The following is a 10,612-nucleotide window of genomic DNA, read 5'->3' on the forward strand; positions in this document are numbered from 1 at the left end:
GCAGGGCGCCGCTCAGCCGGCGGCCGAGCGGCGGTGGTGCGCCAGGGAGAACTCCTCGTGCACCCCGGCGCTCGCCCCCTGGACCGCCAGCTCCGCCGCCATCCGCCCGTAGGCGGGGGCGAGCTTGAAGCCGTTGCCCGACATCCCGCTCGCGACGACGATCCTCCCGTCGGCGAGCGTGTCGATGACGGGCCGGTGGTCGCGCGTCTCGGCGTCCGGGTGCACCGACCAGCGCACCGGCTCGGCGTCGAGCGAGGGGAACATCTCTCTCGCCCGCTCCCCCATCCAGCGCAGCTGCGCCCGGCTGAGCTCGCGCGGCGCCTCGTCGACCGTCGCCGGGTGGCCGAGCTCCAGCCCCTCCGCGTCCAGGTGCGGCGAGACCTTGACGCTGTAGCCGTCGATGCTGGGCGCGCCGAAGGCGTGGACACCGCCGAGGTCACGCATGAAGCCGGGGAAGCGGTCGGGCATGAACGCGGCGATGTCGCGGGGGATGAACCAGCTGAGGCCGTACAGGGTGACGACCATGAGATCGGACAGCTCCGGAAGCAGCTGGGCCGTCCACGCCCCCGCCGTGACGATGACGCGTCCCGCGCGGACCACCCCGTCCGTCGTCACGATCGTGACGGTGTCGTCGGCGGGGTCGATGGCCGTGACGGTCGTGTTGTGGCGGACGCGGGCGCCGCCGGCGAGCGCCTGCTCCACGGCGGTGTAGACGGCGGCCTCCGGACGGAGCGCGCCGCCGAGCACGTCGAGCAGGCCGGCGTCGTCGTCCTCGACGTGGAACTGCGGGTACTCGCGGCGCAGCTGCTCGGCGTCGAGCTCCCGGAACGGCAGAGCGTGGTCGTCGATGGCCGCGCGGGTCGCGGCCACGTCGGGGTGGCCCGAGGGGGCGACGCTGAGCACGCCGGAGGGCAGCAGCAGCGGCCGGCCGGAGAGGCGGCCGAGCTCCGTCCAGGCGTCCCGCGACTCCAGCAGCGCCGGGGTGAACAGCCGCCCCTCCTTCGCGGCGGCGCGAAACAGCCGGGACTCACCGCTGAAGGCGCCGTGGCTGTGCACGCCGCCGAACTGCTCGATGCCGAGGGCCCTGACGGGCGAGCCGTCCGGGCGGCGCATGCGGCTCAGCCGCCAGAGCGCCATCGCGCCCATCGTCCCGACGCCAACGACGGCGACGTCGACCTCCTCGATGACCGCGCTCATGCCAGCACCGGCCTCTCCCAGAGGTTGAGCACGGTGCCGATGCCCGCCTCGACCGCCCTGCGGTACACCGCGGTCCCCCACGCCACGTCCTCCACCGGCATGCCGCCGACGGACAGGATCACGATCTCGTCGTCGTCACGCCTGCCGGGCCTGGCGCCCGCGACGATGTCGGCGAGGTCCTCGACGTCGTCGCGGTCGAGCACCCCCTCCCCCACGAGGTCGAAGAACTTGCAGCCGATGATGGGGATCTCGCTGTGGGCCGGGGCGGGCAGCTCCTCCGCCCACGCCTCGTAGAGCCCGCGGTTGTCGACGACCTTGCGCACCTCGGGCGCGCACAGGGCGTCGTCGATGTTGCACGCCGAGGGCATGCTGAGGAAGGCGCCGGGACGCAGCCACTCGCGGCGCACGGTCGGGTAGCTCCCCGCGTCGCCCTGCCCGCCGGAGGTGCAGAAGGTGACGATGTCGCCCGCCCTGACGACCTCCTCGATCGTGTCGACGACGCGCACGGCGGTGATCTGCGGGTGCTCCTCGGCGATCCACGCGGTGAAGGCCGTAAGGCCGGCCGCGCTCCGTCCCTTGACGACGACCGTGTCGATCCCCGGCCGCGCGACGACGAAGGCGCTCAGCGAGGTGCGCGCCATGACGCCGGGGCCGACGATGCCGACCGTGCGGGCGTCCGCCCTGGCCAGGTGGCGAGCGCCGACGCCGGGGACCGCCCCGGTGCGGTACGCGGAGAGCAGGTTGGCCGACATGAACGCCAGCGGCGCCCCGGTGTCGGTGTCGGTGAGCGTGAACATGAGGATGGAGCGCGGCAGCCCCTTCGTCCTGTTGTCGATGTTGGAGCCGTACCACTTGACGCCCGCGGTGCGGAAGGAGCCGCCGAGGTACGCGGGCATGGCCATGAAGCGGCGGTCGTCGGTGTTGGCTGGCATCTCGGGGAACGGGGAATCGTCGGGGAACACGACCATCGCGCCGTGGGAGTTGTTGTTGCTCCCCGCCATCCGGTAGTCGCCGCTGTGCAGCAGCCGGAACATGTCCTCCATCGTGTCGACGCAGGCGGCCATGTCGGTCACCCCCGCGGCGACCATGTCGGGTTCGGAGAGGTAGCGGAAGTCGATCCGCGTCGACGGGGTGGCGGTGGCGGCCTCCGCCGTGCCGGGGGATGTCTGGCTCATTCGTGCTCCGATCCGCGTCGTCGTGTCCCGGCGGCGTGGCCTCCGGGCGGGGTCGCACCCCGTCCCTCAATTTGTACAGTCGTCCGATTTCGGTGCGACGACGGTCGTGTTTCCATCGCGTATCGGCGTCGCACGGAACGGTAGCGTTGCCGCATGACCCCCACGACGAGCCCTCCGCCGACTCGGACGGCGCAGGCCAAACCCGCCTACGGCGAGGCGAGGGGCGAGCTCATCGGCGCGACCGTCCGCGTCGTCGCCCGCCGCGGCATGCGCGGGCTGTCCCACCGCTCGGTCGCGGCCGAGGCCGGTGTCGCCCACGGGCTCATCGGCCACTACTTCGGCTCGACGACGGCCCTGCTCGCGGCGACCCTCGACGCCGTGCTGGAGCGGAGCCTCGTCGTCGACCCGGTGGCCCTCCTGCTGCGCGAGCCGCCCGCGAGCGGGGCGGAGCTGACCTCCTGGATTCGCGACGTGCAGGAGATCCAGGTCTTCGAGTACGAGGTGCACCTCGCCGCACGGCGCGAGCAGGAGCTGCGGCCGCTCTCGGAGCGGCTGTACCGCGGCTACGCCGAGTTCGCCGCGCGTGCCTACGAGCAGGCGGGGTACCTCCGGCCGGACGACGCCGTCCTCGACGCGGTGACCGCGGCCATCGACGGGATCGTGCTGCAGAGCGTCACCTTCCGCGACACCGACGACCCCCGGCTGCAGCGGGCGATGCTCGCCATCAGGGACGTCGTGCGGGACGGGGCCGTGCGCGCGGACTGACGCCGTGCGGCAGCCGGTTCTCCGCGGAACCCCGGGCCCGCGACGGCCTCAGCCGTGCGCGAGCACCTCGAGAAGAACCACCGCGATCCCCACCGCGCTCTCGGCGAGGAGCACGAGCAGTCGCCTGCCGGGTGACAGGGTCGTCCGCCTGAGCGCCGAGCGCGCGACGACCGCGAGGGCGACGATGAGCGTGATCGTGCTCACCCTGAACGCCACATCGAGGTCCCAGCCGACCAGCACGGACCCGGCGAAGAAGATGATCGGAACGGTGATCGCCCGCAGCGCCCCGAAGGAGGTGCGCATCATCAGCCTCAGCTCGGCACGCGTCGGCAGCGCCTCGTGGGCGCTGGTGTGCGACACGATGTCGGCCACGAAGATCGCCAGCAATGTCCCCGCCACGGTGATGGCGAGGGTGGCGGCGGCCTCGGTCGCGGCCAGGTGGTCGCCGTGAGAGGCGAGCGAGAGCGTCACCGCCAGAGTGGTGAAGATGAGGTAGATGCGCTCCTTCAGCACCGCTGCGCGTTCCGCGCGGTCCTCGGGCTCCGGTGCCCTCAGGGATGTCATGGTCCCAGCGTATGACCGCGCCCGCGGCGGCCGGGCGCACGCCGCGGGCCCCGGCCGGCCGTACCGCCGGAGTGCGCCGCCGGGACGGCCGGCGCACCGCCCGATCAGTGCCGCCGGTCAGTGCCGCCGGGCGCCGTCCTCCGCGCCCTCGTCCTCGTCCTCGTCCTGGACACAGCCATCGACCGGCCCGGCGCCGCGCGTCTTCATCAGGCTCGCCACCGTCGCCACCGCGATCGTCGCCCCGATGAACAGCAGCGAGAACCAGATCGGGATCTCCGGCGCCCACTCGACCGCCCTGCCGCCGTTGATGAACGGCAGTTCGTTGACGTGCAGCGCGTGGAACAGCAGCTTCACGCCGATGAACGCGAGGATCACGGCGAGGCCCTGCGCCAGGTAGACGAGGCGCTCGAGCAGACCGCCGATGAGGAAGAACAGCTGACGCAGGCCCATCAGTGCGAAGGCGTTGGCGGTGAACACGATGTACGCCTCGCTGGTCAGGCCGTAGATCGCGGGGATCGAGTCGACGGCGAACGCCAGGTCGATGAAGCCGATCGCGATGATGGTCAGCAGCATCGGCGTGACGAAGCGCTTGCCGTCGAGCTTCACGGTGAGCCGGTCGCCGTGGTAGTCGTCGGTGACAGGGAGGTGGCGCTTGACGAAGCGCATGAGGGCCGAGTCGGCCGGGTCGGACTCGTGGTTGGAGAAGGCCTGACGCCAGGCGAGGAAGAGCAGCAGGGCGCCGAAGACGTAGAAGATCCAGGACAGGTTCTCGATGAGCGTCGCACCGATCGCGATGAAGCCCCCGCGCAGGATCAGCGCGATGACGATGCCGATCATCAGCACCTTCTGCTGGTAGGCCTTCGGCACGGCGAAGCCAGTCATGACGATGAGGAAGACGAAGAGGTTGTCGACGGAGAGGGCCTTCTCGGTGAGGTAGCCGGCGAAGTACTCCCCGCCGTAGCCCCAGCCGGAGACGACGCCGATGCCGACGCCGAACAGCAGGGCGAGGCTGATGTAGAAGACGGACCAGCGCGCGGACTCGGCGATGGTCGGCTCGTGGGGCTTGCGGACGTGGACGAAGAACTCGTAGACGAAGAACGCGATCGTCACGGCGATCGTGATCAGCCAGACGAGGGGGGTGACCTGCATGGGTGCTCCAAGGGGTAGGCGTGCGGATGACGCCAAGGTCTCCTCCACCCCGCTGACGGGACCGGCGACCCGGGAATGCAGCGATGCATCCGTACTGACGGGACGTCGACGTGGGAGTACTCCCCTTGAACGGAGTCAGCTTACACGCTCACCGCGTCGGCGGCGGCAGCGGAGGGGGCTCCTGGGAGATGCCCCTCAGCTCGGGGAGGATCTCGTCGTACAGCGCCTCGACCTCGCCTCGCTCGTTCTCGACGAGCAGGACGAAGCCGTCGAAGCCGTCTTCGGCCGCCTTCGTCGCCAGCTGCGCGATGATGTGTCCGCTGGGTCCCTGCACGATGTCCTCCCCGGCCACGCGTCGGAGTCCGCTCCCGATCGCGGTTCGACGGTCGTCGGCCGCGAGCGACCGACGACACGCCGGAGCGTTCCGCGTCGATCGCACGGCTCCGGCCCTCACCCGCTCCGGATGCCTGAGGCAACTCTGACCCACCACGAGGGGGTTCGGGACAGGATGACGCCGGTTGACGTCACACGGTGCCACGCGACGTCATGAGCCCGCGCCAGGCGGCCTCCTCAGCGGAGGGAAATGCCGGGCGCCGCAGGCGCTCCGGTCGCGCGCCGGCGCCGGGGCCGGGGGAGCAGTCCGGCCACCGCCGCCGCCAGCAACGCTGCGGCGCCGCCGACGATGAGGGTGACGGAGAACCCCGCCATGGTCGGAACCGCGTGGTCACCGAGCTGGGTGGTCAGCCCGGCGAGCACCGCACCGATGACGGCGGAGGCGATGCTCGTCCCGACGGAGCGCACGAGCGTGTTGAAGGCGTTCGCCGCCGCCGTCTCCTGCTCGGGCACCGCACCCATGATCAGCAGGGGGATCGCACCGTAGGCCAGGCCGACGCCGGAGCTGATCACGATCACGGCCGCCATGAGGCCCACGGCCGATCCGGCCAGCGGCAGTGCGAGCCCGTACCCGGCGGCGACGACGAGCGCTCCGGAGACGAGCGTCGTCTTCGGCCCGCGCGCGGCCGTCAGGCGGGCGCCGAGCGGCGAGACGATCATCATGGCGAGCCCGCCCGGCACCAGCCACAGCGCCATCTGGAGCATCGACTGGCCGAGCCCGTGTCCTGTCGAGACGGGAAGCTGGAGAAGTTGCGGCACGGTGAGCGACTGAGCGTACATCGCGAAGCCGAGCAGCACCGAGGCGATGTTGGTGACCGCCACCTGACGCGTGCCGAGCGTGCTGAGCCGCACCAGGGGGCTCGCGGAGCGCAGCTGCTGGATGGCCCAGAGCACGCCGAGCAGCGCGGTCATCGCCCCCAGCCCGATGACGCGCTCGCCTGTCCAGCCCCATGCGGCTCCCTTCGAGACGAGGACGAGCCCGCACAGCAGCGTTCCCGCCAGCAGCGCGGCCCCGAGCGCGTCGAACCGTTCACCCGGTCGCGGGGCACGCCTGACCGGGGGGACGAGCACGAGCACGCCGACGAGGGCGACAGCCGCCAGCGCCGCGAACACCAGGAACATGGCGCGCCAGCTGCCGAACTCCGCGATGCCCGCGGCGAGCGGCAGCGCGACGGCGCCGCCGACGCCCATCGAGGCGCTCATCGTGGCGACGGCCGAGCCGACCCTCTCCCGCGGCAGCACCTGACGGAGCAGGCTGATACCGAGCGGGATGACGCCCATGCGAAGCCCCTGGACGGCGCGACCCGCGACCATCATCGGCAGCCCGCCGGCGAGAGCGCAGAGCACGGAGCCGATGATGAGGGGGACGAGGCTCGCCACGATCAGGGGCCGCGTGCCGTACATGTCCCCGAGGCGCCCGGCGACGGGGACGCTCACCGCCGAGGCGAGCAGCGTCGCGGTCACCGCCCACGCGGTCTCGTCCGCGGGTGAGCCGAGGATCACGGGCAGCTGCCCGATCAGGGGGACGATGAGCGTCTGCATGCCCGCGGCGATGATGCCGGTCAGGGCGAGGACCGCCACGATGGCCGCCGGCGGTCGGCGACGGTCGCGGGGGCGTGTGCGGGTCGCGCCGCGCGGGGGAAGACCGATCTCGGGGAGGCCTCCCGGGGCGGCGGGGATTCCGGGGGCGGCGTCGGTCGCCTGCGGTGATGGCATGGGGGGTCCTTCTGCTCGGATCGGCTGGTCGCTCTCGATCCTCGCCTCGTCCGGCCCACGGGGGTCCTCCAGCCGAAGCGCGCGCGATACTGCGCCTGGAGTACCCCGGCCGCCGTCACCACGGGAGGCCGTCAGGGGCGGCTCAGCGGACGCGGGCGCCGTCGAGCACGGTGTCCAGCACCGCGTCGTCGAGCGCGCCGTCCCTTCCCGTCACGAGTGCGAGGACGAGCGCCCCCATCAGCAGCCGAACGGTCGCCGCGATGTCGAGCTCCGCGCGGAGCTCCCCGCTGGCGGCGCCGTCGGCGAGCACGGCGGCGAGCGCCTGCTCGATGGGCCCGCCGAGCTGGCGGTCGAGGCGCTCGGCCGCGTCCGGCTCGGAGAGGGCGGCGGTGGACAACGCCCGGAAGACGGCGCGGTGCCGGTCGTCGTCGAGCGCCGCACGGGTGCTCCGCCACCACTGACGGAGGTCGTCGGCCGCGTGGCCGGTCGACACAGGGAGGATCGCCGCCACCGGCAGGGCTCCCGCGAGCACGCACTCGGCGACGAGGGCGTGCTTGGAGGGCCACCAGCGGTACAGCGTCTGCTTGCCGACGCCGGCGCGTGCGGCGACCGCCGTCATCGTGAGCGCGTCGTAGCCGACCTCGTCGAGGATGCGCTCGGTCGCCTCGAGCGCGGACCGCATCGCGTCGATGCTCCGCGGGCGTCCCGGTCTGCGATCTGCCATCGGGGCAACGCTACCAATCGACGGCACCCCGCCCCGTCACCGTGTATCGTCACTAATACGAGACGAACGTCTCGTATTAGTGCGCGGGCTCGCACCCGCCGTCAGGGAACAAAGGAGATCTCATGAGCGACGTACTCGTCGTCATCGGCGTCGGAGGGATGGGGGAGACCATCGCGAGGCGACTCGCGCCCGGCAGGACCACCGTTCTCGCCGACTTCAACGAGACGCTGCTGGCCACGCTGGCCGAGAGCCTCACCGTCGACGGCTTCGACGTCGTCACCCAGCAGGTCGACGTCTCCTCCCGCGCGTCCGTCAGGGCGCTCGCGCAGACGGCCGCGACGCACGGCCCCGTCACCACCGTCGTCGACACGGCGGGGCTCTCCCCCGCGCAGGCCCCCATCGAGGCGATCCTGCGCGTCGACCTCGTCGGCGTCGCCCTCGTGCTGGAGGAGTTCGCCGAGGTGCTCGCCCCCGGCGCGGCCGGGGTGGTCATCTCGAGCTCGTCCGGCTACATCTCCCCCGGTTTCACGCCTGAGCAGGAGCAGCAGATCCGCACCACGCCTGCGGACGGGCTGCTCGCCCTCGACGCGTTCTCGCCCGAGGCGCTCGGCAGCCCCGGCATGGCCTACGGGAAGTCCAAGCGTGCCAACCGGCTCCAGGTGCAGGAGGCCAGCGCACTCTGGGGCGCGAAGGGCGCACGGGTCAACTCGGTCAGCCCCGGTGTCATCTCGACGGCGATGGGCAGACAGGAACTCGGGACCCCCTCCGGCGCGTTCATGCGCGCGATGGTGGAGAACTCAGGGACCGGCCGAATCGGCACGCCGAGCGACATCGCCGACGCGGTCACGTTCCTCGTCGGCCCGCAGGCCAGCTACATCACCGGCATCGACCTCCTCGTCGACGGCGGAAACGTGGCGGCCGTCCAGACCGGTCGCGTCCCGCTCCCCGGTCGCTGAGAACGGGGCGGCCCCGATGCCCGCGCCCGGATCGCCCGCGCTCCCCGAACCGGTGGGGGCGATCCGGCGTCCCGCCCGCTCAGCCGAGCAGCCGTGCCGCCTGGGCCATCACCTCGGAGAGCGCGTCGTGCTCACGGTCCAGCTCCGGCGCGACGGCCGCGGCGCGCCGGCCCGACACCAGGCGGTGTCCGACGAAACCGCCGAGCCAGCACAGCAGGCCCGCCGCGCCCAGGGCGATCGAGACGACGACCAGACCGGCGTCGAGGGTGAAGACCGACCCCGCGAGCAGGGCCGAGCCGACGATGCCGAAACCGATGGCGACGGCGAGCGCCCGAGCCCCGGTGGACCGGCTGAGCCGGTCGATGGACGCGAGCCTGGCCTCCGCCTTGCGCTGCAGCTCCGTCAGCAGCAGCCGGTTGCGGATGCCGCGGTCGCGCTTGATCCGCAGCGTCACGGAGCCGGGACGGATCGAGGGCGTGAGCGGGAGCGCGCGGACCGGGTCAGGGACCTCGACCCGCTCGACGGACCAGCCCAGGCCCCGGTAGACGTCCTGGTACAGCGGCTCGGCACCGCGCGGGGCCGTGACCGCGGAGTACTCGTACGCGACGAACGGCTGTGCGGCGCTCTCCGCGGTCGTTCCGGCAGTGGTGTTGTCGATGGTCATGGGGTGTCCTCCTCGAGATCGCCCGGTCCGTCCGGGCTCCGCATCCCCGCCCGCCGCGTCCGCGACGGCCCGGTCGTGCGGGCTGATGCGATCCATCCTCGTGACGGCGCGGACCGTGCGCGTGGTCCCGCCGACGCGGGCGGCGTACTGCATCGGGAGTATCCCCGGGCCGTGACCGGCGCGCCGGTCGCCGGCCGAGGAGGATGGCACGCACCATCGTGACGATGACGAACTCCAGGGAACAGGACAGCCGCGCGCGCGGCACCACCGGCGCGCCCGCCGTCCGCCGCGGGGGGCGACGATGACCGCCGCGCCGGCGCGGCCGCCCGCCTGGGAGCGACTGCCCCGGGTGCTGACCCGCACGGTGCTGGCCATCATCGCCGTGTCCCTCATCGTCAGCGTCGCCACCACGGCCGCCGCGCAGGGCCCGCCGCTGGCCTACCTCGCGACGGGGCTGTCCGCCGCAGGGACGGCGCTCTCCCTGTCGCGTCCGATCCCCGGTCTCGTCCTCGTCGCCGCGGCCGCCCCCGTGGCCGTGCTCGCCGGAACCGAGTCGACGGGGTTCTGGTCGATAGCCTGCTTCGCGGTCTTCATCGTCGTGCTCCGCGGCTGCTCCCCGCTCGCCGGTGGCGTGATCGTCACCGTGTCCAACTTCGCCTCCGCCGCGTGGGGGGTCGGCACGGTCGACGTGAACGTCAACGCGAGCGCCTCCGTCGCCGCCTTCGCCGCGCTCGTCGCCACGGCAGGGGCCAGCGCGATCAGGGGCAACCTGCGCTACCGCCAGGTCGCGGACGCGCGACTGCGTGACGCCGAGGCGTCCAGGACGACCGCCGTCCAGCGGGGCGTCGCCGAGGAGCGCCTGCGCATCGCGCGCGAGCTGCACGACTCGGTCGGCCACGAGGTCGCCGTCGCCAGCATGCACCTGGGTGCCGCCGAGGTGGCCCTGCCCGGGGACGCCGAGCGGTCGCTCGAGCATCTGCGGGCCACCCGAGCCTCGCTCCAGGCGGTCCTCGCGGAGACGCAGCACATCCTGGCGATCCTCCGCGTGGGCGACGAGCAGCACGCCCCCGGCCGTGCGCCCCGCTCCCTCGACGACCTCGTGGCCGCCTCGCGCGAGGCCGGGATGGACATCGACTGGCGGGTGGAGGGGGACGCCACACCCCTCGCTCCGGAGAGCGCGGCCGCGCTGTACCGGATCGTCCAGGAGGGCCTGACGAACGCGGCGAAGCACGGCAGGGGGACGATCTCGCTCGCGGTCGGCTACGCCCCCGACGGCGTCGAGGTGCAGCTCGTGAACGTGCGCGCGGCG

The 10,612-nt window shown here is 72.7% G+C and carries 11 protein-coding genes; 3 read left to right on the forward strand and 8 right to left on the reverse strand.

Features of this window, described 5'->3' with window-relative positions; all coding sequences use genetic code 11:
- Positions 1-12: 12 nt before the first annotated feature.
- The gene (locus tag FM119_RS12555; RefSeq protein ID WP_087138497.1) at positions 13-1,197 is read right to left on the reverse strand and encodes an FAD-dependent oxidoreductase; all 1,185 of its coding nucleotides are present in this window, start codon (positions 1,195-1,197) and stop codon (positions 13-15) included.
- Entirely contained in the window at positions 1,194-2,372 is a 1,179-nt protein-coding gene (locus FM119_RS12560) for an ornithine cyclodeaminase family protein (protein WP_087138498.1), read from the reverse strand. The genes FM119_RS12555 and FM119_RS12560 overlap by 4 nt, the downstream gene beginning before the upstream one ends.
- Positions 2,373-2,525: 153 nt before the next feature.
- Here FM119_RS12560 and FM119_RS12565 point away from each other — a divergent pair, with 153 nt between their 5' ends.
- Positions 2,526-3,137 carry a TetR/AcrR family transcriptional regulator gene (locus FM119_RS12565; RefSeq protein ID WP_087138499.1) on the forward strand — a complete coding sequence of 204 codons (612 nt, stop codon included), beginning with the start codon at positions 2,526-2,528 and terminating at the stop codon, positions 3,135-3,137.
- Between the two features lie 48 nt (positions 3,138-3,185).
- Here the strand turns inward: FM119_RS12565 and FM119_RS12570 are convergent, their stop codons facing one another.
- The 5 genes from FM119_RS12570 to FM119_RS12590 form a co-directional block, all read right to left on the reverse strand.
- A complete protein-coding gene (locus tag FM119_RS12570; protein ID WP_143822715.1) occupies positions 3,186-3,701 on the reverse strand; it encodes a hypothetical protein in 516 nt (171 codons plus the stop codon).
- Between the two features lie 117 nt (positions 3,702-3,818).
- Positions 3,819-4,850, reverse strand: coding sequence for a TerC family protein (locus tag FM119_RS12575; protein ID WP_087138501.1), 1,032 nt, complete (start codon positions 4,848-4,850; stop codon positions 3,819-3,821).
- Between the two features lie 148 nt (positions 4,851-4,998).
- Positions 4,999-5,184 (reverse strand): hypothetical protein, encoded by a 186-nt coding sequence (locus tag FM119_RS12580; protein WP_143822716.1) that lies wholly within the window; start codon positions 5,182-5,184, stop codon positions 4,999-5,001.
- Positions 5,185-5,420: 236 nt separating this feature from the next.
- Positions 5,421-6,959 carry an MFS transporter gene (locus FM119_RS12585; RefSeq protein WP_087138503.1) on the reverse strand — a complete coding sequence of 513 codons (1,539 nt, stop codon included), beginning with the start codon at positions 6,957-6,959 and terminating at the stop codon, positions 5,421-5,423.
- Positions 6,960-7,101: 142 nt separating this feature from the next.
- Entirely contained in the window at positions 7,102-7,683 is a 582-nt protein-coding gene (locus FM119_RS12590) for a TetR/AcrR family transcriptional regulator (RefSeq protein WP_087138504.1), read from the reverse strand.
- Between the two features lie 122 nt (positions 7,684-7,805).
- Here FM119_RS12590 and FM119_RS12595 point away from each other — a divergent pair, with 122 nt between their 5' ends.
- A complete protein-coding gene (locus FM119_RS12595; RefSeq protein WP_087138505.1) occupies positions 7,806-8,639 on the forward strand; it encodes an SDR family oxidoreductase in 834 nt (277 codons plus the stop codon).
- A gap of 79 nt (positions 8,640-8,718) precedes the next feature.
- Here FM119_RS12595 and FM119_RS12600 read toward each other — a convergent pair whose 3' ends face one another.
- Entirely contained in the window at positions 8,719-9,303 is a 585-nt protein-coding gene (locus tag FM119_RS12600; protein WP_143822717.1) for a hypothetical protein, read from the reverse strand.
- A 301-nt stretch (positions 9,304-9,604) separates the two neighbouring features.
- Between FM119_RS12600 and FM119_RS12605 the strand changes: the two genes are divergently transcribed.
- Positions 9,605-10,612 (forward strand): sensor histidine kinase (locus FM119_RS12605; protein WP_143822718.1); only part of this gene is annotated, 1,008 nt, incomplete at its 3' end.

It is taken from the genome of Mycetocola reblochoni REB411, from assembly GCF_900163835.1.
GTDB classification, from domain to species: domain Bacteria; phylum Actinomycetota; class Actinomycetes; order Actinomycetales; family Microbacteriaceae; genus Mycetocola_B; species Mycetocola_B reblochoni.

Bases quoted from the DNA above. Each gene is read 5' to 3' on its own strand.
- FM119_RS12575 (WP_087138501.1), bottom strand. From the start codon at position 4,850: ATGCAGGTCACCCCCCTCGTCTGGCTGATCACGATCGCCGTGACGATC.
- FM119_RS12570 (WP_143822715.1), bottom strand. From the start codon at position 3,701: ATGACATCCCTGAGGGCACCGGAGCCCGAGGACCGCGCGGAACGCGCA.
- FM119_RS12555 (WP_087138497.1), bottom strand. From the start codon at position 1,197: ATGAGCGCGGTCATCGAGGAGGTCGACGTCGCCGTCGTTGGCGTCGGG.
- FM119_RS12585 (WP_087138503.1), bottom strand. From the start codon at position 6,959: ATGCCATCACCGCAGGCGACCGACGCCGCCCCCGGAATCCCCGCCGCC.
- FM119_RS12565 (WP_087138499.1), top strand. From the start codon at position 2,526: ATGACCCCCACGACGAGCCCTCCGCCGACTCGGACGGCGCAGGCCAAA.
- FM119_RS12590 (WP_087138504.1), bottom strand. From the start codon at position 7,683: ATGGCAGATCGCAGACCGGGACGCCCGCGGAGCATCGACGCGATGCGG.
- FM119_RS12600 (WP_143822717.1), bottom strand. From the start codon at position 9,303: ATGACCATCGACAACACCACTGCCGGAACGACCGCGGAGAGCGCCGCA.
- FM119_RS12560 (WP_087138498.1), bottom strand. From the start codon at position 2,372: ATGAGCCAGACATCCCCCGGCACGGCGGAGGCCGCCACCGCCACCCCG.
- FM119_RS12595 (WP_087138505.1), top strand. From the start codon at position 7,806: ATGAGCGACGTACTCGTCGTCATCGGCGTCGGAGGGATGGGGGAGACC.